We start from the raw sequence: 25,465 nt of genomic DNA, 5'->3' as shown, positions 1-25,465 counted from the left end.
CCCATGACACCGGATATCCTCTGCATCGGTTCGGTCCTTTGGGACATCATCGGCCGCTCCAACGCGCATATGGGCAAGGGCTCCGACGTGCCGGGGCGCATCACGCGCATCCCAGGTGGCGTCGCCCTGAACATTGCGATGGCCGCCAAGGCCTATGGGATGACGCCCGCACTCCTGTCCGTTGTGGGCCGCGACGCGGAGGGCGATGAACTGATCGCCGCCGTCGAACGCCTTGGGCTGCTGACGCATACGCTCTACCGCTCCGAAGATCTGCCGACCGACGTCTATATGGCCGTCGAAGGGGGCAACGGCCTGATCGCCGCAATCGCCGACGCCCATTCTCTGGAGGCGGCGGGCGACAAGGTGCTGCGTCCTCTCGAAGACCTCGATTTCACCGGCCCGATCGTCGTCGATGGTAACCTGACGCAAGACCTGCTGGCCGGTATCGCGTCGGACCCCGAATTCGACGGTACCGACCTGCGCATCGCCCCCGCATCACCCGGCAAGGCCGAACGTCTGCTGCCGTTCCTGACCCACGGTTCCGCCACGCTGTACGTCAATCTCGAAGAAGCGGGGCTTCTCCTACACGGCCCCCAACCCGACGCGCCAACCGCCGCCGTCGCTTTGCGCGCACGGGGGCTGTACCGCGCATTGGTCACAGATGGCCCGAACCTTGCCGCCTGCGCCCATCCCGGCGGCGTGGTGTCCAGCCAGCCGCGCAACGTGATGGTCACGCGCGTTACCGGCGCAGGCGACACCTTCATGGCCGCCCACATCGCCGCCGAAGCGCAGGGCGCGGACCACGACACCGCCCTCGCCCGCGCGCTGGAGGCGGCGGCAACCTACGTTTCTGGCGACACCTATTGACGCCGGTGCTGCGTATCGCGCGGGCATCCGACGATTTCGAAGGGGTGCTTCGCTTCTACGAACGGGGCCTCGGGTTCGATGTCCTGGCGCGGTTCGCGGATCACGACGGCTTCGACGGGCTCATCCTCGGCCACCCAAACGGGCCTTGGCATCTTGAATTCACCCGCCATCCCGATCACGTCGCGCCACCCCCGCCCGGACCCGAGAGCCTTCTCGTTCTCTACCTGCCCGATCCGTCGGCATGGCGCGCCGCGGTCGCCCGAATGACAGGCGCGGGGTTCGATCCGGTTCCCGCCCTGAACCCGTATTGGAACATGCGCGGCCACACATTCGCCGACCCCGAAGGCTGGCGCGTCGTGTTGCAGAACGCCGGCTGGTCCGTCTGAACGCGCCTGCCCACGCTTGTCCCCAGCGGGCGCGGCGCTTATGTCGTTTGCGGAACTGCAAGAAACGGCCCCATGCAACTTGGTGACGAGACAGCGCCGCGCCCGTCGCGCCCCGGACTGATCACGCGGCTCAGGAACAATTTCCTGACCGGCCTGATCGTGATCGCGCCGATCGGACTGACATTCTGGCTGATCTGGTCGGTGATCGGCTGGTTCGACGGCTGGGTGCTGCCGTTCATTCCCCTCGGCTACCGCCCCGATATCTGGCTGCTGCAACGGTTCGGCATCGACTTCGACATCCGCGGCATCGGGGTCGGCATCTTCCTGATCTTCACGATGCTGACCGGAATGCTGGCCAAGGGTCTGATCGGGCGCTCAATCCTGCGATGGGCGGAAAATCTGGTGCAGACCATGCCGGTCGTCCGGTCGGTCTATTCGGGCCTCAAGCAGATCGCCGAGACGATCCTGGCGCAGGACCAAAGCAGCTTCGAAAAGGCCTGCCTGGTCGAGTATCCGCGCAAGGGCATCTGGGCCATTGGCTTCGTCTCGACGTCGGCGAAGGGCGAAATCGCTGCCCGCGCGGCCGATCCGATGGTGTCAGTTTTCCTGCCCACGACACCGAATCCGACCTCCGGCTTCCTTCTGTTCGTGCCCGCGGCCGATCTGATCGAACTGGATATGTCGGTGGAAGACGCCGCCAAGCTCGTGATCTCGGCCGGTCTCGTCTATCCGGGGTCCAAGGATGCCAATGGCGCGCCGGTCATCCCCGACCTAGCCCCACCGACCTAGCCCAAGCGCGACAGATGGTTGGGCCGTATCCGCTCATCGCCGTCCGATGACCGCGTCGTCGACATAGCAATAGGTCCATATCTCGCCAGGCTCGGCCGAGGTGATGATCGGGTGATCCTGGCCCTCCGCATGGGCGCGCGCGTGGCGATTGGGGCTGTCGTCACAGCACAGCACCGCGTCGCAGGTCCGGCACTGGCGCAGGTGGACCCATTCGCCGCCGATCTTCGCACATTCCGCACAGACCAGCCCGCGCTTGGCGTCTTCTTTCAACGCCGGTACGGCAATGCGGTCCCGGTGCGGACAGGGGCTCACGTATCGGACGGACGGCGGTATTCGCCATCGTGGACATGCTCCAGATGGGCCTGGATCGCGCCCGGCAAGGTTTCGGGTTTGACGACCACCTTGCCGTCGTGGGCCGAGGCGATGTGGTCGGGACCGATGGCGATATCGCCGTAACCTTCGATATAGATCGTCAATTCGCGCGGCGTAACCTGCCGCACGGCACCGACGCCAACCGTGCCTTCGGACACGAAGACCTCGTCGTCGATCTTGATTTCGGACAGGGGCATGATGAATCTCCTCGGCCGGGGTATATCCCATGAATTACGGATGCGGGCTCTCTGTCCAGTTCCGTCGCACCGATGCGCGCAACTGCGCTGCCTCGATTTTTCCTCCGGTCCGGCCCAATCCTGCCTCCGTCCGAGAGCAAAAATGAAGAATTGGCCGCAGGAGCAGACAGATGGACCAGACTTTCGCCGACCGTGTCGCCCGCGTCGAAGCCATAGCGGCCGAGCGTGCCGCCATCACCGCCGAAGAACGGGCGAACCGACCGCGCCGCCAGAGCCGGCATGCTAAAGCCCAGACCGCCGGCAACGGCATTAGAGACAACGAAGCATGGCCAATCATCGCCCTGCCGATCTGTTTCGCCGTCGGATTGCTTTGCGTTTTGATTTCACGTGTGACGGTTTTTCATTTCATCGTTCCAAATGCTGACCTCGTGACCCAGATCGAGGCTGTGATTTCGGTATATTGGGTGCCGCTCATCCTGGCTGTCGTGCTGGGCTTCATCGCCGACAATCTACTTGCGGCGGGAATGATCGGTCAGGCTGCAACAACGGCAGGGTTCACACTGATGATGTGGTACGAGGGCGAACTGGCCTATCGCCTGCCCGCGGTATGGACCTGGCTCTACGATGCGCAGCACGCGGCGTACATGGGCGGGGTCGCTCCGGTCCTCTGATCTCAGTCGAGGGCCGCGATCCGCGCGGCAAAATCATCACCCCGTTTCTCGAAGCTGTCGTATTGGTCGAAACTGGCCGCCGCCGGTGCCAGCAGCACGACCTCTCCGGGCTGCGCATCTTCGGCGGCGCGGGCCACGGCTGTCGCCATGTCGGTGCAGATCTCCGTCTCGACCGCCCCGCCCAGATCAAGGGCAAAGGCCGCCGCCTCCCGGCCGATGACGTAGGCGCGGGCGACATGGCCCAGATGCGGCTTCAGCCCGTCAAGCCCGCCCTCCTTCTGCAACCCGCCGCAGATCCAGCGGATGCCGGTAAAGGCCTGAAGCGCCTGCGCGGCCGCATCGACGTTCGTCGCCTTGCTGTCGTTGACGAACCGCACGCCGCCCCGCTCCGCGATCAACTGGCTGCGGTGGGGCAGCCCCGGATAGCTGCGCAGCCCCGACTCGATGTCGCGGGGGCTCAGACCCAGGGCACGCGCCGCGCCCCAGGCCGCGCAGGCGTTCTGGTGGTTGTGCCGGCCAGGCAGGCCCGCGATATCGCGCAGATCGACACTGGCCACCTGCCGTCCCTTGCGTGTCTCGGCCAGCCAGCCCTTCTTGGCCGTAACATTCCACCCCGGCCCGTCCAGCTTGGCGGTGGAAACACGGATCACCCGGTCGTCCACCGGGGCCTCCTGCAACTGGCCGGCCAGGAACCGCCCTTCATCTTCGTCCACACCGATGACTGCACGGTCCGGTCCGCCTTCGGCGAACAGACGGCGTTTCGCAGCGAAATACCCGCCGTGGCCGCCGTGACGGTCCAGATGATCGGGCGACAGGTTGGTAAAGACGCAGATGTCCGGCGTCAGGCTGCGCGCCAGTTCGGTCTGGTAGCTGCTGAGTTCCAGCACGACCACGTCGTCGGGTCCCGGCATGTCGAGGTCCAGCACACCGCGCCCGATGTTGCCCGCAAGGTGCGCCGTCCGGCCCGCACTGGTCAGGACATGATGCAGGAGCGCCGATGTGGTGGATTTGCCGTTCGATCCAGTGATGCAGACCGTGCGCGGCGCGTCATGCCCGAGGGAGCGGAAGAAGAGCCCGATGTCGTTATCGACCGCCACGCCCGCATCCCAAGCGGCCCGGATCGCAAGGTGCGGAGCGGGATACAGATGCGGGATGCCGGGCGACGTGACTAGCGTGACGGCCCCCTCCAGCGCGCCGGGCTTCGTCAGGTCGCGCACGTCGAACCCCTCGGCCTCCGCCGCCGCACGCCCCTGCGCGCCGTCGTCCCAGACGATCACCTTCGCGCCGCCCGCCTGCAACGCGCGCGCCGCCGTCAGACCGCTACGCCCAAGGCCCAGAACGGCGACGGTCTCTCCTTTGAAGCCATCGACGGGAATCATGCACATCCCTCCAGCCAGACGTCCGAATGATCCAGCGGCGCACATCCGCCTGCCCAAAGCCTCCGAATGCGGTCGGACCGCACGGCGCGGGCGGCAGCGTCTGACATGCGGGCCGGCGCAATCAGACGCGCGACAAGGTCGGCGAATTCGCTGTCGTTCAAAGCCGACGGCGGCCGCCCGAACAGCCGCTCGGACGCGTCGAAGAAACCAATCCGCCAGGCCCCGTCGATGCGGCCCATCTCGACCGTTTCCAGCCAGAGGGCGAAGATCTGATCCTTGGTCATCCCGCTCTCGTATCCCAGGGCCAAACCCGTCTGACGCAGTTTGGCCCAGCCGGGCTGGAAGTCGTCAAATCCGATCCGCTTGGCAAGGCTTTGCGTGACCGTGGTGATCCCGGCACCCGGCGTCGAGACATCGACGCCCGAATGGTCGTGGAAACCGGGGTCCTGCACTTGCAAAAGCAGTGCGGCCCGTCCGGCACCCAACGCGTCGGCCCCCTGTCCGGCCGCGATTGCCCGGTCGGCACGGGCCGCAAGATCCTGCGCCGCCCCCCGTCCCTCGAGATAGCCCGTCGCAAGCGGCCACGCGAAGATGAGGGCACCGATCGCAACCGCCAACGCCCCCCACCGCGCCGCCCTGACGTTGAGCGACACAGGCGGGCCGCCGCGCTGGATCAGCGGATTGCGCATCAGCGCACCTTCAACGTCGCCAGCCCGATCAAGGCCAGGATCAGGGCGATGATCCAGAACCGGATGACGACCTGCGGTTCGGCCCAGCCCTTCTTCTCGAAATGGTGGTGGATCGGGGCCATCAGAAAGACGCGCTTGCCGGTCGACTTGAAATACAGGACCTGGATTATGACGCTCAGCGCCTCGACGACGAACAGCCCGCCGATTACGGCCCAGACCAGTTCATGCTTCGTGATCACCGCAATGGTGCCCAGCGCCCCGCCCAGGGCCAGCGACCCGGTGTCGCCCATGAAAACGGCCGCCGGCGGCGCGTTATACCAGAGAAAGCCCAGGCCCCCGCCGATCAGCCCGGCAGCGAAGATCAGAAGTTCCCCGGTGCCGGGCACGTAGTGCACGTCGAGATATTCGGTAAAGTCCACACGCCCGACCGCATAGGAAATAACGCCCAGCGTTCCGGCGGCGATCATCACCGGCATGATGGCCAACCCGTCCAGACCGTCGGTCAGGTTCACCGCGTTGGCGGATCCCACGATCACGATCATCACGAAGGGGATGTAGAAATAGGACATGTTGACCAGCACATCCTTGAAGACGGGCATCGCCAATTGGCCCTGCAACTCCTCCGGGTGGGCCCACATCGCCACGAGCGCGGCAACGATGGCGATGACGAACCCAAGGGCCAGGCGCACGCGTCCCGGCACGCCCTTGGTGTTGCCAGCCGACACCTTGGCGTAATCATCGACAAAGCCGATGGCCCCGAAACTGATCGTAACGCCCAGCACCAGCCAGACGTAGGAATTGTCGAGCCGTCCGAACAAAAGCGTGGCGACCGTGACCGCCCCCAGAATCAAAACGCCGCCCATCGTCGGGGTGCCGGCCTTGATGAAATGGCTTTCGGGGCCGTCTTCGCGGATCGGCTGACCCTTGCCCTGACGGCGGCGCAGCAAATTGATCAACGGCGGTCCAAACAGAAACCCGAATATCAGCGCGCTGAAGAACGCGCCCCCCGCGCGCACGGTGATGTAGTTGAACAGGTTGAAGACACCGCCGCCGTCCGAGAATGTGGTGAGCCAGTAAAGCATTGTCGTCCTATCCGTTCTGGGGCGTGGTGCCGGTCGGCCCGTCGCCCAGGGCACGCAGCCCGTCGACCAATTGGGCCATGTTCATCGAAAGCGATCCCTTGACCAGCACCGCGTCACCCGGACCGACCAGATCGCGAAGCGAAGGGCCAAAGGCGGCCGTATCCTCCGCATGGATGCCGCGCCGATCGGCGGGCAATGCGTCGTGCAGGTGGCGCATCAGGGGTCCGACGGTATGGACGGTGTCGATCCGCGCCATCGCGCGGTGGTCCGCCAGATCGGCGTGCAGATCGGGGCCGGTCGGTCCCAGTTCCTTCATATCGCCCAGCAACGCGATCCGACGGGCACGTCCCGGCACCTCGGCCGCCGCAAGGAGGTCCAGCGCGGCCCCGACACTGGCCGGGTTGGCGTTGTAGGCATCGTCGATCAAATCGACGGACGGATGATCGGGGTGCAAGACGATCGCGTGCCGCGCCCCACGCCCGTCGGGCGGTGTCCAGCCCGCCAGCGATAGCGCCGCGCGCGCCACATCACCGCCTGCGGCATAAACGGCGGCCAGCGCAGCAAGTGCGTTCATCGCAAAATGGGCCCCCGGTGCCCCGATGCGGAACATCACATCGCCCACCGGTGTCCCGGCCGCGCAGGTCGTGCTGTCGGATCCGGGCAGGACCTGGGTCAACCGCCAATCCGCCGTCGCCACCGCGCCGAACGACACGGTGCCGCCTGCGTCACGCAGGATATTGGCCTCCGCCACATCCGCGTTCCAGATCGCCACGCCATCCGGTTCCAACCCCGCAAAGATCGCCGCCTTTTCACGTGCGATCCCGGCCACGCCATCGTCGAAAGCCTCCAAATGCACGGGTGCCACGTTGATGACCGCAGCCACATGGGGCCGGGCCAGCGCCGACAGCGGCGCGATCTCTCCGGGGTGGTTCATGCCGATCTCGATCACGGCAAAGTCCGCGTCCGGGGGAATGGCGGCCAGCGTCAGCGGCACGCCCCAATGGTTGTTGTAGGATTTGATGGCGGCATGGGTGGTCCCCTGCGCGCCAAGACAATGGCGCAGCATCTCCTTGGTCGACGTTTTGCCCACACTGCCCGTCACCGCGATCACCCGCGCCCGCGTCCGCGCGCGACCGGCGCGGCCCAACGCCTCCAACGCGGCCTGGACATCTTCGACCAGCAAAAGCGGGGCGTTTTCGCAGCCCCCGGGAATGCGACTGACCAAAGCGGCTGCGGCCCCGGCATCGAGTGCCGCGTGGACGAAGTCGTGCCCATCGCGGGCCGCGTTCAACGCGACGAACATCGCGCCCGGCTGCATCGCGCGGCTGTCGATGCCGAAGCCGGTCACCGACCAATCGCCGATGGCCCGCCCGCCCGTGGCCATTGCCGCGTCGGAGGCCGTCCAGAGCGTCATGCGTCCCGCCCTTCCAGCGCGGCGACCGAGATCGACGCCTGCTCCACATCGTCGAAGGGCAGGACCATGTCGCCAACGGTCTGCCCACTCTCGTGGCCTTTTCCCATGATGAGGAGTGCGTCGCCCGGCTCCAACATCGCGGCCCCTTCCAGAATTGCACGCGCACGGTCGCCCACTTCGATCGCGTCGGGCGCGCCCTCCATCACCGCGGCACGGATCGTCGCAGGGTCTTCGGACCGGGGGTTGTCGTCTGTCACGATCACCACGTCGGCGTGGTCCGCCGCGGCGGTCCCCATCAAAGGGCGCTTGGTCGTGTCCCGGTCGCCGCCCGCACCCACGATGGCGACGATGCGCCCCATGACATGCGGGCGCAGGGCGGTCAGCGCGGTCGCGACGGCATCGGGCGTATGGGCGTAGTCGACAAAGACCGCGGCACCGTCGGCCTTGGTCGCGGCCAATTCCATCCGTCCGCGCACACCGGCCAGTTTCGGCAAGGCGGCGAAGGTCGCCGCGGCGTCTTCCCCCGCGCCGATGACAAGACCCGCCGCAAGCAGAGCGTTCGCCGCCTGAAACCCGCCGATCAGATTAAGCCGGACCGAATGGCCGCGGTCCTGCCAGCGGAACAGCACCTCTTGCCCCGTCGCGTCGAACCGCTGCCCGGTCAGGCGGATGCGCGCGGCTTCGTTGCGGCCCACGCCGATAACCTCCTGCGCGCGGGCTTCGCAATTCGCGGCCAGGTCGGGCCCGTACGGATCGTCCAGATTTATGACCGCCACGCCGTCGCCCGGCAGCAAGCGGTCGAACAGCCCCGCCTTTGCCGCAAGATAGGCTTCCATCGTACCGTGGTAATCGAGGTGATCCTGCGTCAGGTTGGTAAAGCCGGCAGCAGCCAGGCGCACCGCCTCCAGCCGCCGCTGATCCAGCCCGTGCGACGACGCCTCCATCGCCGCATGGGTAACACCGGCCGCAGCCATGTCGGCCAGAAGACGATGCAGGGTGATGGGTTCGGGCGTCGTGTGGGCCGACGGCGCGTGGAACGCCCCTTCGACGCCGGTGGTGCCGATGTTGGCACCGGCGATGTCCATCGCCTCCCACAGTTGGCGGGTGAAGCTGGCCACGCTGGTCTTGCCGTTGGTGCCCGTCACCGCGACCATCACGCCGGGCTGTGCCCCGGCCATCAGGGCGGCGGCGAAAGCAAGGGCAGCGCGGGGGTCCTCGACCACGATCGATGGGATGCCGTCGGGCAGCATCGCGGCCCCGGCGGGGTCGGTCAAAACGGCAACTGCGCCACGTTCGACCGCATCTGCCCCGAAACGCGCGCCATGGGTTTCAGTCCCCGGAAGGGCCGCGAACAGATCACCGGGCACCACCTTGCGATTGTCGACCGCCAGGCCACCGACCCGGATGTCGGATGGCCCCGTCAGACCCAATTCGGAAAGTGTGTGTCGCATCCATCGTCCCCCGACCAAGGTGCCCTACCGCGCGCGGACGGTGGCGTCTATCGCGGCGGGTCAGTCGGTGACCGCCGCCTGTGTCAGATATGCACCGAAGGCGTCCACCCCCGCATCGAAATCGGGCCGCAACCCCAGAAGCGGCGCGGCGCGGCGCACGATTTCGGACGCGACGGGCACAGCCGTCCATCCGGCGGTCCGACGCTGTTCCCCGGCGGCATTGATCTCCGGCTCGTCCAACGTGACAACGATCACGTATTTCGGGTTTTGCGCGGGGAACATCCCTGCGAACGTCGTGATCGTCTTGTCGTCGTAATATCCGCCCGTCGGGCTGGGCTTGTCTGCCGTGCCGGTCTTTCCGCCCACCTGATACCCTTCGACCTCCATCAGCGATGCCGTGCCCCGTGTCACCACCTGCCGCAGCATGTGACGCGCTTCGGCGGACACGCGCGAACTGACGATGCGCGGCCCCGGCGTCGGCGCGCCGTCCTGCGCCAGCAGCGTCGGCGTCACGCGGGTGCCGCCGTTGAGAACCGAAGCATAGGCCGTCGCCAGATGCAGCGGGGAGGCCGAAAGCCCGTGCCCATAACTGATCGTCATGGTGGAAATGTCGGGCCAGCGCTGCGGCACGATGGGACGCGCGCCAGGTGCCTCGGTCAACTCGACCGGCGTCGCCTCGAAAAAGCCGAGCGAGCGCAGGAAATCCTGCTGCCGCTCGGCCCCGATGGCCAGCGCCATGCGCGCGGTGCCGATGTTGGACGATTTGACGATGACATCGGTGACCGACAGGCGCGGGCCGTAATTGTGGAAGTCGCGGATGCGGAACCGTCCCTGCCGCAGCGGACCTTTGGTATCGATCATCGTGCCCGCGTTGGTCAGACCCAGTTCCAGCGACTGCGCGACCGTGAAGATCTTGAAGGTCGAACCCAGTTCGTACACGCCCTGCACGGCGCGATTGAACAGCGGGTCGTCGCCCCGGTCACCGGTCGTCAGCACCATGGGTCGATCGTTCGGATCGAAATCAGGCATCGACGCCATGGAGACGATTTCGCCGGTGTGGACGTCCATCAGGATCGCCGAGGCACCCTTGGCATTCATCAGGTTCATGCCCGAATGCAGCACCCGCTCCAACGCGGCCTGCACCGACAGATCGATCGACAAACGCAGCGGCGCGCCTTCGCGGGTCGGATCGCTCAGATAATCGTCGAACACCGCCTCGACCCCGGCGATTCCCTTGATCTCGGCGGCCCGGACGTCCTGCGCGCCGTAGCGCGCGCCGCCAAGGATATGGCTTGCCAGGGGTCCGTTCGGAAAGACGCGCATTTCGCGGCTGCCGAACAGAAGACCGGGTTCGCCCATGTCGTGCACGGCCTGCTGCTGCTCGGGCGAGATGTTGCCCTTGAGCCAGTAAAATTTGGACCCGGAGGTGAAACGCCGCGTCCACGTCTCGACGCTCATGTCGGGGAAGATCGCCGCCAGCCCTTCGGCGGCCTGCTCGGGGTCGACCATCAGATGCGGTTGCGCATACAGCGCGACGGCGTTGACGTTGGTCGCCAGAACCCGGCCATGCCGGTCGGTGACGTCTGCGCGGGCCGATACGATGCCGGCACCGGCCAGACCGCCGGTCCGCGGCTCCCGCGCTTCGGATGCGGAAATCGCGCCCATCTTCATCCCGATGACGGCAAAGCCGACAAGGAAGCAGCCGGCGGTGAACTTCAGCCGCCGCTCGGACCGGACGCGCGCGCGTTCGGGATTTTCGCGCACCATCACCGACTCCGGGGGGCGCGGGCGCGGGATGGTCGGTGTGACGGGCACGAATGGGTCGGCAACCAGGGCGCGGGCCTTGCGGCGGAAGATCATGGCAATTGCTCTCCGTCGTCGGCAAGGGTCGGCGGCGCGATCAGGCGCGGCTCCGCGTCGGCCCCGAACCTGTGGGTCATGATGACGATGTCGCCCACCGCCTCGTCCAGGGGGGCGGCGGGTTCGACCGCCACGATTTCGGCCGCGGGCGGCGGATAGCCAACCTGATCGGCCAAGGCGAAATGGTCGGGGGCCAGCGGGATCAGGCCCAGGCTCTCGAAATTCATCTCCGCGAGCTCGTGCAGCCGGTCGGGTCGGTTCAGATAAGCCCATTCGGCGCGCAGCATCGACAATTCCTGATGACGGGTCCCGATTTCGCGCTCCAGACGGGCAACCTCGCGCTCGGTCTGGCGGGTCTCATAGCCTTCGCCGTAGGCCCAGAACGCCAATCCAACGACGGCCGCGATCGACAGCGCATAAAGCAAGCTGCGCATCAGCTGCCCCCGATCTTCACGGCCGCGGGCAGGCCCAGGGCACGCCGTTCGACCCGGCCCGCGGGCGCATCGGTGCGGCGCGCAAGACGCAGGCGGGCCGAGCGGGCGCGCGGGTTGTTCGCGACCTCCTCTTTGGTGGGGGCGATGGCCTTATGCGTAATCTCGAACGCGGGGGTGCGCGCTTCGCGTTCCGGGGCATAGCGACTTCCGCCGCCGCCGGTATCGGCGCGGTCGGTCAGGAACCGCTTCACCGCGCGATCTTCGGTCGAATGGAACGACACGACCGCCAGCCAGCCACCGGGTCTCAGCGTGCGCTCGGCTGCTTGCAACCCTTCGGCTAATTCGCCGAATTCGTCGTTCACCGCGATGCGGATCGCCTGAAAACTGCGTGTGGCGGGATGGCTCTGACCCGGCTTGGAACGGGGCAGGTTCGCGGCGACGGTCTCGGCCAGTTGTGCCGTCGTCTGAAACGGGGCCTCCGCGCGTTTCGTCACGATGGCGCGGGCGATGCGGCGGGCCGCCCGTTCCTCGCCATAGCGGTGCAGGATATCGGCCAGATCGCCTTCGGCCAGGTCATTGACCAGATCGGCGGCGGTCGGTCCCTCGTCGCCCATCCGCATGTCCAGCGGTCCGTCGCGCATGAAAGAAAACCCCCTGTCCGCCTGGTCGAGCTGCATCGAGGAGACGCCGAGATCCAGCACGACACCGTCCACGGCTTCGCCGACCTCGTCCATCTTCGAGAAAACGCTCTTCACCAATGTTACCCGCTCGTCTGCCCAGTCGCGCGCCATCTGGTGGGCCAGCGGATCGCGGTCCAGACCGATCACCCGGTCCGCGCCTGCGTCCAACAGCCCCCGGGTGTATCCCCCGGCGCCCATGGTGCCATCCAACCACAGCCCCCGGACGGGGGCCACGTTTTCCAGAATCGCCGTCAGAAGAACCGGGACATGTGGCGCGGCGGACTCACTCTCGTCACTCATCGGCTACTCCGGCCCGCGGCGCTTTTTGGGCAGCAGCGACGTGATCGCCACGCCTTCCGGCAACTCGGCCAAAACCTTGTTGAGACGGCTTGTCGCGTCTTCCGGCGCCTCGGGGGAATGAATGCGGAAGGTCTTGCCGCGTGCCGCGAAGGTCGCGAGATCGGTAATTCCGACGCGATCCCGCAAGGCCGCCGTCAGGATAAGACGTCCGCTGTCGTCGATGCAAAGCGTGTCGGACTGGCCGTAGAAATAGGCCTCCAACCCGTCGCGGTGTGGATCGCCTTCGTCCATGTCGTCGATCATCGCCGTAATCTCGGAGATGGCGTCCATGGTATAGGCAGTGAAGTAGGGCATCCGATGATCGCCGTAGCACAGGACAAGGCGTGGGTTCACACCATCGCCCCGATTGGGATCACAGGCATCGAGCACGCGGCGGAAGTCGGCGGGGATCGAAACCCTGCCCTTCGCGTCCACCTTATGGGTGCTCGTGCCTCGGAAACGATGTTCCAACCCTATGCCCTGCCCTGGCGTGTCCGCCGTGAAATCTCACCCCCCAAAACGGAAACGGGCGGATCGGGAGTCTGCCAAAACCCGATCCGCCCTATGCTCCCGATCTGTGCCTGCTCGGACACGTTTCGGGCGTCGTCAGCGCGCGGCCACCTGGGGGATGTCTGCTTCCAGCGCGCTTCGGATCTGTCGTCGTCCAGAGACGGAAATGGGGGGTGCCTGTATGAACCTACCTCTAGTTTAGGGGTTTGGGATCTTCGTCCCTTGCCTCCCCATGCTCTGTGAAATGGTGATGCCACGTCCGGCACGGTCAGGGAAGCCCATTCATGCCACTTCGTGCCCCTTTAGTTATCCACAGGGTGTGGTTAAGCCTGTGAATAGAAGCTGCAGCCACAATATGTTGTGCCGATGACACAATAGAATCGAATTTGTGGGACTTAAATCGGATCGGCGGATTGGCTCTCGTGCTTTTGCGGCGTTGCAGATTCCGCACAACAAAGCACCAACTCAACTTTAAGGATAATTTTCAAGGGCCCGCCTATCTGCATTTTTGCAGAGTCGGACCCCGTCACCCGGATGGTTTTGCGCGGTTGAAGCGAATCGTCGCCACGCAAAACCGAGGCGGACGCTGGACCGCGCGCGTCCGGTTGCGAATTTGAAGGCCGTGGCATGCAAACCCAACGCGTGCCCCGCGCCGGACAGAGGGGTCAGGCGGGAACGACCGTCACGACTTGTGCGGCCAGATCGGAGAAGGCGCGGGCCATCGTCCCCTCCCCCAGGGCGACCGGCGTTCCGCTGTCCCCCGACACCCGTGTTTCAAGATCGATGGGAAGCGCGCCCAGAAAGGGCAGACCAAGACGCCCGGCTTCCGCCGCGACGCCGCCATGGCCGAAAATCTGCGCTTCGTGCCCGCAATTCGGACAATGGAACAGCGACATGTTCTCGATCAGCCCCAGAACCGGCGTCTTCATCGTGGCGAACATATCCAGCGCCTTGCGCGCATCCAGAAGGGCCACGTCTTGCGGCGTGGACACAACGATGGCCCCCGCGACCACGGCCTTGGTGCACAGCGTCAGTTGCACATCGCCGGTGCCGGGCGGCAGATCCACGATCAAATAGTCCAGCTCCCCATCGTGATAATCCCACTGCACCTGTCCCATCATCTGCTGCAATGCGCCCATCAGCATCGGTCCGCGCCAGACGACCGCCTTGTCCTCGGCCAGCATCAGACCGATGGACATGAGCGTCACGCCATGGGCGCGCAGCGGGATGATCGACTTGCCGTCGGGCGACGCAGGCCGCTGCGTGGCCCCCATCATGCGCGGCTGACTGGGCCCATGAATGTCCCCGTCCAGCAGGCCGACCTTATGGCCCGCGCGCACGAGGGCGACGGCCAAGTTGGAACTGACGGTCGACTTGCCGACGCCGCCCTTGCCGGATGCGATGGCGATCACCTGGCGGACGCCGGGAATGCGCATCGGCCCGTCCTGCGGCTTCGGATGCCCCCCGACCTTGAGCTGCGGTGGCGCGGTGTCGGCGGTCGGGGCCGTCAGCACGGCCTGCACACGGCCCGCACCGGGCAGACCGGCAACGGCGGCTTCGGCGGCGGCGCGCATCGGCTCCGATACCTTGGCGATCTCGGCGGACGGCACCTCGATCACGAACCGGACCGCATCGCCGTCGACGATCAGGGCGCGGATCATGTCGTTGGCCACCAGATTGCCGCCGTCCGGCAATTCGATGGAAGACAGGGCGCGGGTCACGTCGTCACGGCTGAGGGGCATGTCGTGTCCTTTCGACTGTGCCTGTTAGGTGACGGCCCGGGCCCGTCTTGGCAAGACCATCCCGGCGGCGAGAATGCCGCCGATCAACCCCGACCAGACCAGCACGGGCATCACGCCGAACAGACTGGCCAGCCAACCCTGCGCGCCCGAACCCAGCGCGACGGCACCGATCCCCACCACGACCCAAAGCGACATGACCCGACCGCGCAGCCCGTCCGGCAGCGCCTCCTGCACCGCGGCCTGAAGCCCCACACCGCAAAAGGTGGACGAAAACCCGGCCACGGCGGTCCAGGCCAACGCCGCCCACCAACTCTGCGACAGGCCCAGCGCCGTCAGTGCAAAGATGCCACCGACCAGGACAAGACGTGTGATCGGCGGGATGCCGCCCTGCCCCACGCCGACCGTCTTGGCGACGGCGGCAATCAGGGCACCGGCCCCGGCGGCGGCCGTCAGCAAGCCAAGGCCCTGTGCCCCGCGACCGTGGACGCCTTCGGCCATCACGGGCAACAGTTCCAGATATCCGCGCACCAAAACGGCGACGGCGAAGGTCAGGATCATCGCCTGACGCGCCACAGGGGTCGCGGCGATATAGACGACGCCTTCCCGTATCCCATCGAGCATCGAGGTTTGCGGCCCATCGGGAAGATCGCGGGGGTCCATCCAGCGCACGGCGATCAGCATCGGCACATACAGCGCCGCCGACAGCCACAGTGTGGCGACCGCACCGAAGGCGGCGATGGCAAAGCCGGTCAGGATCGGCCCGATCATCCGGCCCAGATTGAAGTTGAGGGCCGAAAGCGCCACCACATTGGGCACGTCGGCGTGGGGCACCAGGCGGGGTCCGAGGGACATGCGCACCGGATGATGGGCGGCCGTAATCAGGCCGATGGCCAGCGCCAGCAGGATCAGCCCGCCACGGCCAAGCCCCGGACCACCCGCGACAACGGCCGCGACGACCAGCAGCGCGCACATCGACCCGGACGTCAGGCGCAGCGCGCGGCGGATATCGGTGCGATCGACCAGCACACCGAAGACCGGACCCGCCAGGATTGAAGGAGCCAGGCTGAGCGCCGCGATCAGCCCGACGAATGCCGCCGAGCCCGAAAGGTCCCACGCCAACCAGCCGATTGTCACGCGTTGCGCCCAAAGCGCCTGTACCAGAGGAACGGCGGCCAGGAAGTAGGCCCGGAACCCCGTGTGGCGCAGCGCGCTCATCGCGTGGGGGCCAGCAGGAGGAGCAGAGCTAGTTTACCTAGGGGCGAGTGCCGCGCCACGGCACTCCCGCCGCCATGCAAATGCTGCATAGCGGCATTGAGAGTTCTGACAGTTGTGCAGGTGCAGCGATAGCGCCATCTATTCAACAACGAAACAAGACGCCGACCGGCAATGGGGCCGGGACGCAACAGAGGCAAAACGCCTCTTACTACAGAGGAAGATATCATGGCTTACACCACTTACGGCAATTCGGCCGCCGGAACCAACACCCTTCGCGATCGCATCACCACGCGTATCCAGACCGCCCGTGCCGATTATGCCAAATGGCGCGTCTACCGCCGCACCGTCAACGAGCTTGAGGCGCTGTCCAACCGTGACCTGGCCGACCTGGGCCTGGCCCGTGGGATGATCCGCAGCGTCGCGATCGAAGCCGCCTACGGCAACTGAGAATACCCCAGCCGCTGATCCTCCCTTGAAGCGGCAGGGGGACCGCGATGGCGATCGACCCTCCCTCGATCCGCCGTCGCACCTATACCGGCCCTCTCCTCCCTTGGGTCGGGACTGCGCCCCGACCTCTCCTCCTCCCTTGGGGAACGGGCGTTCACGAAGGAACCGACGGTGCTCTCTCCTCCCTTTAGGGCACCGTCGGAACCTCTCGAGAATATCATGGAACCGGACGTCACTTGGGGATGTTCCCTTTTCAGAATTCGACGACGGACCGTCTCCTCCCTTTTGGTCCGGACGCCGGTACGGTGTGATCCGCCCTCCCTCGGATCACGCCAAACGCAAGAAGCCGCGATGTCCTTCCTCCCTTGGACATCGCGGCTTTTTCGCATTTAGGGCCTGGTTTCGAAGCCCTCGATCCAAATCTTGCAGGTCTTCCAAAAACGGCTCAGCCACCCGGCGTCGCCGCCGACCCGGCAAGGATCCCACCGTCGATCGTCAGCTCGGCCCCGGTCATATACGCAGCCTCGTCCGAGGCCAGAAGGACGGCGAGCGCTGCAACTTCCTCGGGTCGCCCAAAGCGGCGCATCGGCGTGTCAGCGACCATTGCCGCCTCCCGCTTGGCGCGATCCGGGCCGTCACCCAGCATCGGTTCCCACATCGGGGTCATGACGGCGGCCGGGTGGATCGAGTTACAACGGATGTTCAACCCCTGCCCTGCGCAATAGAGGGCGACGCTTTTGGTGTGGTTTCGCACGGCGGCTTTGGACGATGCGTAGGCCGCGGCGGCCGGGATGCCGACAAGGCCGGAGCGTGAGGAGATGTTGACGATGGACCCGGCGTCGCGGTCGCGCATCGCGCCGATGGCATAGCGGCAGCCGAGGAACGTTCCGTCGAGGTTCACCGCATGGACCCTGCGCCAATCGGCAAGACTGGCATTTTCCGGATCCTGCGGTGGCGGCGGGCCGTCGAATGGCCCTTCGAAGCCGGTGATACCCGCGTTGTTCACGACGATGTCGAGAGCGGGAACGGCCTTTGCGATCCTGTCCCAGTCAGCTTCGGATGCGACGTCGAGGTGATGAAACACCCCGCCGATTTCCCTGGCCAGCGCGGTGCCGCCGGCCACGTCGACGTCCGTCACGATCACCTGCGCCCCTTCGTTGGCGAAGGCCCGCGCAATGGCGGCCCCAATCCCCCGCGCGGCTCCGGTTACCAGGGCGATCTTGCCGGTCAGTCGCGTCATCCTTGGCCTTTCAGAATGGCACCTCGCCGGCCTGATCCGCTGGCACGACGAAACGCCCGACGATCTTTTTCGTGCCCGCTTTTTCAAATGCCACGTCCAGCTTGTCACCCTCGATCCCCTCGACCAGCCCGTAGCCAAACTTTGTGTGGAACACGCGGTCGCCGGTGGTGAAGGCCGATACGGCCGTCGCGTCGATGGTCAGATTCTTGGCCTCGGACGGTTGGCTGACGGGTCGCTGCTGCGACCGCGATTGCAGGCGCTTCCATCCGGGCGAATTATAGACGTCGGCCTTGGCGGCTTTGGCGGGCATATCCGATTCCACGCCGCCCGACATCGCCGCGTGCTGCGCGGCGGCCATGCCGGTCGCGCCGAAACCGCCACCGTAAAGGCCCGGAGGCGTGAGGATCTCCACGTGTTCCTCGGGCAATTCGTCGATGAAACGGCTGGGCAATGCGCTTTGCCACTGACCATAGACGCGGCGGTTCGCGGCGAAACTGATGGTGCAGATGCGTTCCGCCCGCGTGATGCCGACGTAGGCCAGCCGCCGCTCCTCCTCCAGCCCCTTCACACCCGTCTCGTCCATGGAACGCTGGGACGGGAATAGACCGTCTTCCCATCCAGGCAGGAACACGACGGGAAATTCGAGACCTTTGGCACCGTGCAGCGTCATCAGGGTGATCATCGGCTCCTGCTCGTCCCCCGCCTCCATATCCATGATCAGGGAAACGTGTTCGAGAAACCCCTGCAGGTTCTCGAACCCCTCCAGCGCCTTGACGAGTTCCTTGAGGTTTTCGAGACGCCCCGGCGCTTCGGGCGTCTTCTCGTTCTGCCAGAATGTGGTGTAGCCGCTCTCGTCCAGAATTTCCTCAGCGAGGTGAATGTGGTCACGCCCGTCCAGGAGTTGTTCGCGCCAGCGGTCGAAGCCGTCGCACAATTCCTTGAGGGCCGCGCCGCCCTTGCCGCCGATGGTCTTGGTGCGCACGCAAAGCTTGGCACCCTCCAACAAGGACACGCCGTTGGACCGGGCCATGCGCTGGATCGTCTGCTGCGCCTTCTCGCCCAGGCCACGTTTGGGCGTATTGACGATCCGTTCGAACGCCAAATCGTCGTCTGGGGAAACGGTGACGCGGAAATAGGCCATGGCATCGCGGATTTCGAGGCGTTCGTAAAAGCGCGGACCGCCGATGACGCGGTAAGGCAGGCCGATCGTCAAAAACCGATCCTCGAACGCGCGCATCTGGTGGGATGCCCGCAGCAGGATTGCCATGTCATCGAGCGAGAAAGGGTCGAGGTTGCGGGTGCCGCGTTGAAGCGACTCCGCTTCCTCCCCGATCCAGCGGGCCTCCTCGTCGCCATCCCAATGACCGATCAGACGGACCTTTTCGCCTTCGGTTAGGTCGGTGAAGAGCGTCTTGCCAAGCCGCCCCTTGTTGCCCGCGATGACGGCGGACGCGGCGGCCAGGATATGGGGGGTGGAGCGATAATTCTGCTCCAGCCGGATGATCTCCGCCCCTTCGAAATCCTTCTCGAACCGCAGGATATTGCCCACCTCGGCCCCGCGCCAGCCATAGATCGACTGATCGTCATCGCCCACGCAGCAGATGTTGCGATGGCCACCCGCCAGCAGACGCAGCCACATGTACTGCGCAACGTTCGTGTCCTGATATTCGTCCACCAGGATGTATTTGAACCAGCGACGGTATTTGCCCAAGATGTCGTCGTGCGCCTGAAAGATGCTAATGACGTGCAGCAGCAGGTCCCCGAAATCGACGGCATTCAGCGTCAGAAGGCGATCCTGATACTCACGGTAGAGCGCGACCCCCTTGCCATTGAACGCCTGCGCCTCGGACGCGGGCACCTTGTCCGGGGTCCAGGCGCGGTTCTTCCAATGGTCGATGATGCCGGCCAGCATCCGGGGCGGCCACTTCTTCTCGTCGATCTCGGCGGCGAGGATGAGCTGTTTGAGAAGGCGGTTCTGATCGTCGGTGTCCAGGATGGTAAAGTTGGACTTCAGGAACAATTCGCGCGTGCCCGACTCCAGCAGGGGGTCCGAAACGGTCCGTCCGACCAATTCCGCATGGCGGCGCAGCAGCTTGACGCAGACCGAATGGAAGGTGCCGAGCCATGGCATGCCCTCGGCCACCTCGCCCATCATCGCACCGATGCGGTTGCGCATCTCGCGCGCGGCCTTGTTGGTGAAGGTGACGGCCAGAATTTCGTTCGGGCGGGCCTTGCCCTGGCTCATAAGGTGGGCGATGCGGGCCGTCAGCGCCCGCGTCTTGCCGGTCCCCGCCCCCGCCAGCATCAGAACCGGCCCGTCGAGCGTATGGACAGCCTGCAATTGCGCGGGGTTCAGCCCGTCGAGATACGGCGTCGGGCGAACACCCATCGCGCGAGAGGACAGGCTGGCCGCCTCGAAAGCGTCGGAATCGTCAAAATCCATCATGTGGGCAGACTACGCCCGACGCGCCGGATTGGAAAGACGGTGTTCCCGGTCCGTTCTGCGCCGACCCGAATTCCCACCAACCAGGCTTCCGAATAAACTCTTTGGTCATCGCGTTGAGGGTCGGTGCACCGGCGGCCAGGTTCTCGTTCATTGTCGAAAATTATCGATATCGTCGGCGGGAAGTCATGGCTCGGAGCACATTTTTTGCGGCCTTTCATCCTGAGCCGCCACCCATTCGATGCGGCCGCGAAACACCCGAAGACAGGACAGGTTGGGACAGCCAACCACTGCCATGGCAGATGCAATTGGTGGGGTCCGGGGCAGAGAAATTCCGTCCCGGACCGTCACTTCAAGTCTCGGACAAGCCTTAGGCTCAGTCTTCTTCGCCCTCTTCCTCGGATTCCATCTCGCTTTCGGATTCCATTTCGCCGTCATCGTCGTCGCTTTCGTAGCGGCCGTATTCCTCGGCATCGACGCCGCCGTCGCGGTTGCGGTCGTAGCGGGAGAATTCGCCGGCTGCGAACTCCGCCTCCGAGATGTCGCCGCTGCCATCGCTGTCGTAGGCCATAAAGCGTTTGCCGCCGTCCGCTTCGCCGAACTCGGCATCATTCAGCATCGCGTCGCCATCGCCGTCGTAGTCTTCCATGTCGGCCAGGACGGGCGTGACGGCGAACAGGGTCGCCGCGAGAAGGGTGAAGGTGCGAGTCATTGGATGTCTCCTGATTGCAGGTTGGTTGATGGGGAGGGAACGGCTGCGGGCGCGTGGGGGTTCCCGCCGGTCCGGCAGGCATGGCACCGGATTTGTCCGGCGTGACGGCCGGCGGCTACCCATTCCCCCGCAGTTGCCGCGCCGCGGCGAAGCCGCTACCAAATTCCTACCGACAGTTCCGGGGGACCCCAATGGCCGACTTCAACAAGATCCTGATCGCCAATCGCGGTGAGATCGCCATCCGCGTGATGCGCGCCGCCAACGAGATGGGGAAGAAGACGGTCGCCGTCTATGCCGAGGAAGACAAACTGGGCCTGCACCGTTTCAAGGCTGACGAAGCCTACCGCATCGGCGAAGGCATGGGTCCGGTCGCCGCCTACCTCTCGATCGAGGAGATCATCCGGGTCGCCAAGGCCAGCGGTGCGGATGCGATTCACCCCGGCTATGGCCTGCTGTCGGAAAACCCGAAATTCGTGGACGCCTGCGAAGCCGCCGGCATCAAGTTCATCGGTCCCAAGGCCGAAACCATGCGGCAACTGGGCGACAAGGCCAGTGCGCGACAGGTGGCGATCCGGGCGGGCGTGCCCGTAGTGCCGGCGACGGACGTGCTGACCGACGATATGGCCGATGCCAAGAAACAGGCGGCACAGGTCGGCTATCCGCTGATGCTCAAAGCGTCGTGGGGCGGCGGTGGGCGCGGAATGCGGCCCATCATGTCCGAGGACGAGCTGGAGGAGAAGGTGCTGGAAGGCCGGCGCGAGGCGGAGGCGGCGTTCGGCAACGGCGAAGGCTACCTGGAGAAGATGATCCAGCGCGCCCGCCACGTCGAAGTTCAGGTGCTGGGCGATTCCATGGGCAATACCTATCATCTCTACGAGCGCGACTGCTCGGTCCAGCGGCGCAACCAGAAGGTCGTGGAACGTGCGCCCGCCCCTTATCTGTCAGAAACGCAGCGGGAGCACATCTGCGCGCTCGGCAAGAAAATCTGCGAATTCGTCGGCTACGAATGCGCGGGCACGGTCGAGTTCCTGATGGATATGGACTCGGGCGAATTCTACTTCATCGAAGTGAACCCCCGCGTGCAGGTCGAGCATACCGTCACCGAAGAAGTCACCGGCATCGACATCGTGCGCGCCCAGATCCTGATCGCGGAGGGAAAGTCGCTGATGGAGGCGACGGGTGTCGCGTCGCAATACGACGTGAAGCTCGACGGGCACGCGTTGCAGACCCGCGTGACGACCGAAGATCCGACCAACAACTTCATCCCCGACTACGGTCGCATCACGACATACCGCGCCGCGACGGGCATGGGCATTCGCCTGGATGAGGGGACAGCCTATTCGGGCGCGGTCATCACGCGATACTACGACAGTCTATTGACCAAAGTGACGGCTTGGGCCCCCACGCCCGAAGCGGCGATCAGCCGGATGGACCGCGCATTGCGCGAATTCCGCATCCGTGGGGTCAGCACCAACATCGCCTTCGTCGAGAACCTGCTGAAACATCCGACGTTCCTGTCGAACGAATATTCGACGAAATTCATCGATGACACGCCCGGTCTGTTCGACTTCAAAGCGCGCCGCGACCGGGCGACGAAAATCCTGACCTATATCGCCGACATCTCGGTCAACGGGCATCCCGAAACCGAAGGCCGCCCCCGCCCCGCCGACGACATTCGCGCGCCCAAGGCCCCCGCCCCGCTGGTGGAGAAGGCCCCAGAGGGCACGCGTCAGATCCTGGAGCGGGACGGGCCCAAGGGTCTGGCCGATTGGATGCTGTCGCGCGACCGTCTGTTGCTGACCGACACGACGATGCGCGACGGGCACCAGTCGCTGCTGGCCACGCGGATGCGGTCGATCGACATGGTGCGCGCCGCTCCTTCCTACGCAACGAATTTGCCCGAGTTGCTGTCCGTCGAATGCTGGGGCGGGGCGACGTTCGACGTCGCCTACCGCTTCTTGCAGGAATGCCCGTGGCAGCGCCTGCGCGACCTGCGCGCGGCGATGCCAAACCTGTGCACGCAGATGCTGCTGCGTGCGTCGAACGGAGTGGGCTACACCAACTATCCCGACAACGTGGTGCAAAGCTTCGTGGCACAGGCCGCAGAGACCGGCATCGACATCTTCCGCGTCTTCGACAGTCTGAACTGGGTCGAGAATATGCGCGTCGCCATGGATGCAGTCATCGAGAGCGGTAAGGTCTGCGAAGGGACCGTCTGCTATACCGGCGACATCTTGGACCCCGCGCGCGCGAAGTACGATCTGAAATATTACGTCGACATGGCGAAGGCACTGGAAGCCGCGGGCGCGCATGTCCTGGGCCTCAAGGACATGGCCGGATTGCTCAAACCCGCCGCCGCCCGCGTTCTGGTCAAGGCGCTGAAGGAAGAGATCGGCATTCCCGTCCACTTCCACACCCACGACACTGCGGGCATCGCCTGCGCCACGATCCTGGCCGCGACGGACGCCGGTGTGGATGCCGCCGACGTCGCGATGGATGCGTTTTCGGGGAATACATCGCAAGCGACCTTCGGCACGATCCTGGCCGCGCTCAAGGACGACCCGCGCGATCCGGGGATGGACGCCACGGCGGTGCGGCACATGTCCGACTACTGGGAAGCGGTGCGCGCGCAGTATCTGGCCTTCGAAAGCGGAATGCAGGCCCCGTCGTCCGAGGTCTATCTGCACGAAATGCCCGGCGGCCAGTTTACCAACCTCAAGGCGCAGGCCCGGTCCATGGGGCTGGAGGAGCGCTGGCACGAAGTGGCGCAGATGTATTCGGACGTAAACGCGATGTTCGGCGATATCGTGAAGGTGACCCCGTCCTCCAAGGTCGTGGGCGACATGGCGCTGATGATGGTGGCTCAGGGCCTGACCACCGCGCAGGTGGAGGATCCAAAGACGGACGTGTCCTTCCCGGAGTCGGTCATCGACATGCTGCGCGGCAACCTGGGGCAACCGCCCGAAGGATGGCCCAAGGTACTTCAGAAAAAGGCGTTGAAAGGGGAGACGCCCCTGACCGACCGACCCGGCAAGCATCTGAAGGCGGTCGATCTGGACGCTGTGCGCGCGACGCTCGCCAAGGACATCGGGCAAGACGTCGATGACGAGGATCTGAATGGCTATCTGATGTATCCAAAGGTCTTCACGGATTACGTCGAACGGCATCAGACCTATGGGCCGGTGCGCGCGCTGACGACGCCGGTGTTCTTCTATGGGATGACGCCGGGCGAGGAGACCTTTGCCGAAATCGATCCGGGCAAGACGCTGGAGATCCGGATGGTCGCGCGCGGAGAGACGAATGAGGACGGCGAAGTGCGCGTCTTCTTTGAACTGAACGGTCAGCCGCGCAACATCCGCGTCCCCGACCGTCGCGTCGTGGGCAAGACAGCGAAACGCCCCAAGGCGGAACTTGGCAATGCCGATCACATCGGTGCGCCCATGCCCGGCGTCGTGGCCAGCGTGGCCGCGACGGTCGGCAGTGCGGTCAAAAAGGGCGATCTGCTGCTGACGATCGAGGCGATGAAGATGGAAACCGGCCTTCACGCGGACCGCGATGCGATCATAAGCGCTATCCACGTCACGCCCGGCGCGCAGATCGATGCCAAGGATTTGCTGGTGGAGCTTTCCTGAAGGTTGAAAACCGGGGACTGTCGAAACGATCGACGGCAGTCCCTCCAATTGTTCGGAAACAGGGGCCTCATGGCCTCAATTTTGTCGCAGGATCTGCCCAGCTGCGCCGCAGAAGATCGATAGAAATAGATCAACTTTTTCTTACCGAGTCTCTGTCATGCGCCTCAATGCCGATCATCTTCGCCACTTCCTTCGTGACAGCCAAGGTGCCGTCACCGTCGATTACGTGGTCCTTGCCGCCGCCGTCACGATGGTTGGTCTTCTGTCAACGGACATCATTCAGGCAGGTATGCGGTCACTGGCCGGAACGGTCGATACGGAATTGCGCGGCGAAGCGGTCGGCAGCGGAAATGGCCTGACCTATTCGGACGGCTACGACAACGGTGCGCAAGGATGGGTCGGGGCCGAGAGCACAGAAATCGCTGGCATCGGTCACGTTCTGGGCCCGATCGAAAACACGGGCGGCGGGCCTGGCGTCAGCCGCGACTTTGCTGTCAGCGACGCTACTGACACCGCGACCTTCAGCTTCGATCTCTACTCGATGGACAATTTCGACGGCGACACGGGCACCGTCTATGTCAACGGCGATGCAGTCGGATCGGTGACTGTCGACAACGGCATCCCTACTTTCACCGCGGCCGAAGGCGCGCCGCCGAACGTGACGGTCCGGTATACGGATGTCGACACCAACGTGCACCTTGGAGGCTCGACCTCCGACGCCGACGCGCTGTCGTCTTTCGAGATCTTCGTGAGCCGCCCCGTAACAATTGACCCGACGACCAATGAGCCCGTCACCACCAACATCGGAACGGTGAACATCGGCTTCGGGTCGGATGCGAGCGCCGGGTCCGACAACGAGTTCTTTGCGATCGACAACTTCACCGCGACCGGCCTCGCCTCCGGCTGATCCACCG

Annotated in this window: 23 protein-coding genes and 1 pseudogene; 7 read left to right on the top strand and 17 right to left on the bottom strand. The window is 65.1% G+C overall.

All coding sequences use genetic code 11. The features are described 5' to 3' along the window. Positions 1–3 precede the first annotated feature (3 nt). The 3 genes from JDO7802_RS04280 (at position 4) to JDO7802_RS04270 (ending at position 2,042) form a co-directional block, all read left to right on the top strand. Positions 4–867 (top strand): PfkB family carbohydrate kinase, encoded by an 864-nt coding sequence (locus tag JDO7802_RS04280; protein ID WP_055082881.1) that lies wholly within the window; start codon positions 4–6, stop codon positions 865–867. A gap of 5 nt (positions 868–872) precedes the next feature. Next, the gene (locus tag JDO7802_RS04275; RefSeq protein WP_245624102.1) at positions 873–1,253 is read left to right on the top strand and encodes a VOC family protein; all 381 of its coding nucleotides are present in this window, start codon (positions 873–875) and stop codon (positions 1,251–1,253) included. A gap of 72 nt (positions 1,254–1,325) precedes the next feature. After that, positions 1,326–2,042 (top strand): DUF502 domain-containing protein, encoded by a 717-nt coding sequence (locus tag JDO7802_RS04270; RefSeq protein WP_055082877.1) that lies wholly within the window; start codon positions 1,326–1,328, stop codon positions 2,040–2,042. 33 nt (positions 2,043–2,075) lie between these two features. Here JDO7802_RS04270 and JDO7802_RS18375 read toward each other — a convergent pair whose 3' ends face one another. Further along, positions 2,076–2,312 (bottom strand): UBP-type zinc finger domain-containing protein, encoded by a 237-nt coding sequence (locus tag JDO7802_RS18375; RefSeq protein WP_222836385.1) that lies wholly within the window; start codon positions 2,310–2,312, stop codon positions 2,076–2,078. A gap of 38 nt (positions 2,313–2,350) precedes the next feature. Further along, positions 2,351–2,611 (bottom strand): hypothetical protein, encoded by a 261-nt coding sequence (locus tag JDO7802_RS18370; protein WP_055082873.1) that lies wholly within the window; start codon positions 2,609–2,611, stop codon positions 2,351–2,353. Between the two features lie 170 nt (positions 2,612–2,781). Here JDO7802_RS18370 and JDO7802_RS04255 point away from each other — a divergent pair, with 170 nt between their 5' ends. After that, positions 2,782–3,282: a hypothetical protein gene (locus JDO7802_RS04255; RefSeq protein WP_055082871.1), complete on the top strand. Its 501-nt coding sequence runs from the start codon at positions 2,782–2,784 to the stop codon at positions 3,280–3,282. A 2-nt stretch (positions 3,283–3,284) separates the two neighbouring features. On the opposite strand, the gene murD is transcribed toward JDO7802_RS04255, so the two are convergent. From murD to JDO7802_RS04200, 12 genes and pseudogenes are all read right to left on the bottom strand, one after another. After that, entirely contained in the window at positions 3,285–4,661 is a 1,377-nt protein-coding gene (murD, locus tag JDO7802_RS04250; RefSeq protein WP_055082869.1) for a UDP-N-acetylmuramoyl-L-alanine--D-glutamate ligase, read from the bottom strand. After that, positions 4,658–5,350 carry a transglycosylase domain-containing protein gene (locus tag JDO7802_RS04245; RefSeq protein WP_083481000.1) on the bottom strand — a complete coding sequence of 231 codons (693 nt, stop codon included), beginning with the start codon at positions 5,348–5,350 and terminating at the stop codon, positions 4,658–4,660. Before JDO7802_RS04245 ends, murD begins: the two co-directional genes overlap by 4 nt. Continuing rightward, positions 5,350–6,432, bottom strand: a complete 1,083-nt coding sequence (mraY, locus tag JDO7802_RS04240; protein ID WP_055082867.1) for a phospho-N-acetylmuramoyl-pentapeptide-transferase — start codon at positions 6,430–6,432, stop codon at positions 5,350–5,352. Before mraY ends, JDO7802_RS04245 begins: the two co-directional genes overlap by 1 nt. A 7-nt stretch (positions 6,433–6,439) precedes the next feature. Further along, positions 6,440–7,846, bottom strand: a complete 1,407-nt coding sequence (locus JDO7802_RS04235) for a UDP-N-acetylmuramoyl-tripeptide--D-alanyl-D-alanine ligase (RefSeq protein ID WP_055082866.1) — start codon at positions 7,844–7,846, stop codon at positions 6,440–6,442. Continuing rightward, positions 7,843–9,297 carry a UDP-N-acetylmuramoyl-L-alanyl-D-glutamate--2,6-diaminopimelate ligase gene (locus JDO7802_RS04230; protein WP_055082864.1) on the bottom strand — a complete coding sequence of 485 codons (1,455 nt, stop codon included), beginning with the start codon at positions 9,295–9,297 and terminating at the stop codon, positions 7,843–7,845. Before JDO7802_RS04230 ends, JDO7802_RS04235 begins: the two co-directional genes overlap by 4 nt. Positions 9,298–9,357: 60 nt before the next feature. Further along, the gene (locus JDO7802_RS04225; RefSeq protein ID WP_055082861.1) at positions 9,358–11,157 is read right to left on the bottom strand and encodes a peptidoglycan D,D-transpeptidase FtsI family protein; all 1,800 of its coding nucleotides are present in this window, start codon (positions 11,155–11,157) and stop codon (positions 9,358–9,360) included. Next, the gene (gene ftsL / locus JDO7802_RS04220) at positions 11,154–11,591 is read right to left on the bottom strand and encodes a cell division protein FtsL (RefSeq protein ID WP_245624101.1); all 438 of its coding nucleotides are present in this window, start codon (positions 11,589–11,591) and stop codon (positions 11,154–11,156) included. Before ftsL ends, JDO7802_RS04225 begins: the two co-directional genes overlap by 4 nt. Continuing rightward, entirely contained in the window at positions 11,591–12,571 is a 981-nt protein-coding gene (gene rsmH / locus JDO7802_RS04215; RefSeq protein WP_055082860.1) for a 16S rRNA (cytosine(1402)-N(4))-methyltransferase RsmH, read from the bottom strand. The genes ftsL and rsmH overlap by 1 nt, the downstream gene beginning before the upstream one ends. 3 nt (positions 12,572–12,574) lie before the next feature. Next, positions 12,575–12,964 (bottom strand): division/cell wall cluster transcriptional repressor MraZ, encoded by a 390-nt coding sequence (locus JDO7802_RS04210; RefSeq protein ID WP_245624100.1) that lies wholly within the window; start codon positions 12,962–12,964, stop codon positions 12,575–12,577. Between the two features lie 39 nt (positions 12,965–13,003). Next, positions 13,004–13,081: pseudogene (locus JDO7802_RS18810) on the bottom strand (MraZ-related protein); the annotation flags it as partial. 704 nt (positions 13,082–13,785) lie between these two features. Next, entirely contained in the window at positions 13,786–14,862 is a 1,077-nt protein-coding gene (locus tag JDO7802_RS04205; protein WP_055082856.1) for an Mrp/NBP35 family ATP-binding protein, read from the bottom strand. A gap of 24 nt (positions 14,863–14,886) precedes the next feature. Then, positions 14,887–16,077, bottom strand: a complete 1,191-nt coding sequence (locus JDO7802_RS04200) for an MFS transporter (protein ID WP_055082854.1) — start codon at positions 16,075–16,077, stop codon at positions 14,887–14,889. 225 nt (positions 16,078–16,302) lie between these two features. Here JDO7802_RS04200 and JDO7802_RS04195 point away from each other — a divergent pair, with 225 nt between their 5' ends. Further along, positions 16,303–16,524: a DUF1127 domain-containing protein gene (locus tag JDO7802_RS04195; protein ID WP_055082851.1), complete on the top strand. Its 222-nt coding sequence runs from the start codon at positions 16,303–16,305 to the stop codon at positions 16,522–16,524. Positions 16,525–16,969: 445 nt separating this feature from the next. On the opposite strand, the gene JDO7802_RS04190 is transcribed toward JDO7802_RS04195, so the two are convergent. From JDO7802_RS04190 to JDO7802_RS04180, 3 genes are all read right to left on the bottom strand, one after another. Then, on the bottom strand, positions 16,970–17,764 hold the full coding sequence (locus JDO7802_RS04190) for an SDR family oxidoreductase (protein ID WP_055082849.1): 795 nt from the start codon (positions 17,762–17,764) through the stop codon (positions 16,970–16,972). Between the two features lie 10 nt (positions 17,765–17,774). Then, positions 17,775–20,210, bottom strand: coding sequence for an ATP-dependent helicase (locus tag JDO7802_RS04185; RefSeq protein WP_055082847.1), 2,436 nt, complete (start codon positions 20,208–20,210; stop codon positions 17,775–17,777). Between the two features lie 373 nt (positions 20,211–20,583). Continuing rightward, positions 20,584–20,919 carry a penta-EF hand family protein gene (locus tag JDO7802_RS04180; RefSeq protein ID WP_055082845.1) on the bottom strand — a complete coding sequence of 112 codons (336 nt, stop codon included), beginning with the start codon at positions 20,917–20,919 and terminating at the stop codon, positions 20,584–20,586. Between the two features lie 191 nt (positions 20,920–21,110). On the opposite strand from JDO7802_RS04180, the gene JDO7802_RS04175 reads away from it, so the two are divergent. Together JDO7802_RS04175 and JDO7802_RS04170 are read left to right on the top strand one after the other, a co-directional pair. Continuing rightward, the gene (locus JDO7802_RS04175) at positions 21,111–24,551 is read left to right on the top strand and encodes a pyruvate carboxylase (protein WP_055082843.1); all 3,441 of its coding nucleotides are present in this window, start codon (positions 21,111–21,113) and stop codon (positions 24,549–24,551) included. A 157-nt stretch (positions 24,552–24,708) separates the two neighbouring features. Next, a complete protein-coding gene (locus JDO7802_RS04170; RefSeq protein WP_055082841.1) occupies positions 24,709–25,458 on the top strand; it encodes a hypothetical protein in 750 nt (249 codons plus the stop codon). Positions 25,459–25,465 lie beyond the last annotated feature (7 nt).

Source organism: Jannaschia donghaensis, assembly GCF_001403795.1.
Taxonomy (GTDB): Bacteria; Pseudomonadota; Alphaproteobacteria; order Rhodobacterales; family Rhodobacteraceae; genus Jannaschia; species Jannaschia donghaensis.
Note: the sequence above shows the minus strand (reverse complement) of the source record. Positions and strands in the feature narration are given on the sequence as shown.

Bases quoted from the DNA above. Each gene is read 5' to 3' on its own strand.
- JDO7802_RS04280 (WP_055082881.1), top strand. From the start codon at position 4: ATGACACCGGATATCCTCTGCATCGGTTCGGTCCTTTGGGACATCATC.
- JDO7802_RS04270 (WP_055082877.1), top strand. From the start codon at position 1,326: ATGCAACTTGGTGACGAGACAGCGCCGCGCCCGTCGCGCCCCGGACTG.
- JDO7802_RS18370 (WP_055082873.1), bottom strand. From the start codon at position 2,611: ATGCCCCTGTCCGAAATCAAGATCGACGACGAGGTCTTCGTGTCCGAA.
- JDO7802_RS04255 (WP_055082871.1), top strand. From the start codon at position 2,782: ATGGACCAGACTTTCGCCGACCGTGTCGCCCGCGTCGAAGCCATAGCG.
- murD (WP_055082869.1), bottom strand. From the start codon at position 4,661: ATGATTCCCGTCGATGGCTTCAAAGGAGAGACCGTCGCCGTTCTGGGC.
- JDO7802_RS04245 (WP_083481000.1), bottom strand. From the start codon at position 5,350: ATGCGCAATCCGCTGATCCAGCGCGGCGGCCCGCCTGTGTCGCTCAAC.
- mraY (WP_055082867.1), bottom strand. From the start codon at position 6,432: ATGCTTTACTGGCTCACCACATTCTCGGACGGCGGCGGTGTCTTCAAC.
- JDO7802_RS04235 (WP_055082866.1), bottom strand. From the start codon at position 7,846: ATGACGCTCTGGACGGCCTCCGACGCGGCAATGGCCACGGGCGGGCGG.
- JDO7802_RS04230 (WP_055082864.1), bottom strand. From the start codon at position 9,297: ATGCGACACACACTTTCCGAATTGGGTCTGACGGGGCCATCCGACATC.
- JDO7802_RS04225 (WP_055082861.1), bottom strand. From the start codon at position 11,157: ATGATCTTCCGCCGCAAGGCCCGCGCCCTGGTTGCCGACCCATTCGTG.
- ftsL (WP_245624101.1), bottom strand. From the start codon at position 11,591: ATGCGCAGCTTGCTTTATGCGCTGTCGATCGCGGCCGTCGTTGGATTG.
- rsmH (WP_055082860.1), bottom strand. From the start codon at position 12,571: ATGAGTGACGAGAGTGAGTCCGCCGCGCCACATGTCCCGGTTCTTCTG.
- JDO7802_RS04205 (WP_055082856.1), bottom strand. From the start codon at position 14,862: ATGCCCCTCAGCCGTGACGACGTGACCCGCGCCCTGTCTTCCATCGAA.
- JDO7802_RS04200 (WP_055082854.1), bottom strand. From the start codon at position 16,077: ATGAGCGCGCTGCGCCACACGGGGTTCCGGGCCTACTTCCTGGCCGCC.
- JDO7802_RS04195 (WP_055082851.1), top strand. From the start codon at position 16,303: ATGGCTTACACCACTTACGGCAATTCGGCCGCCGGAACCAACACCCTT.
- JDO7802_RS04190 (WP_055082849.1), bottom strand. From the start codon at position 17,764: ATGACGCGACTGACCGGCAAGATCGCCCTGGTAACCGGAGCCGCGCGG.
- JDO7802_RS04185 (WP_055082847.1), bottom strand. From the start codon at position 20,210: ATGATGGATTTTGACGATTCCGACGCTTTCGAGGCGGCCAGCCTGTCC.
- JDO7802_RS04180 (WP_055082845.1), bottom strand. From the start codon at position 20,919: ATGACTCGCACCTTCACCCTTCTCGCGGCGACCCTGTTCGCCGTCACG.
- JDO7802_RS04175 (WP_055082843.1), top strand. From the start codon at position 21,111: ATGGCCGACTTCAACAAGATCCTGATCGCCAATCGCGGTGAGATCGCC.
- JDO7802_RS04170 (WP_055082841.1), top strand. From the start codon at position 24,709: ATGCGCCTCAATGCCGATCATCTTCGCCACTTCCTTCGTGACAGCCAA.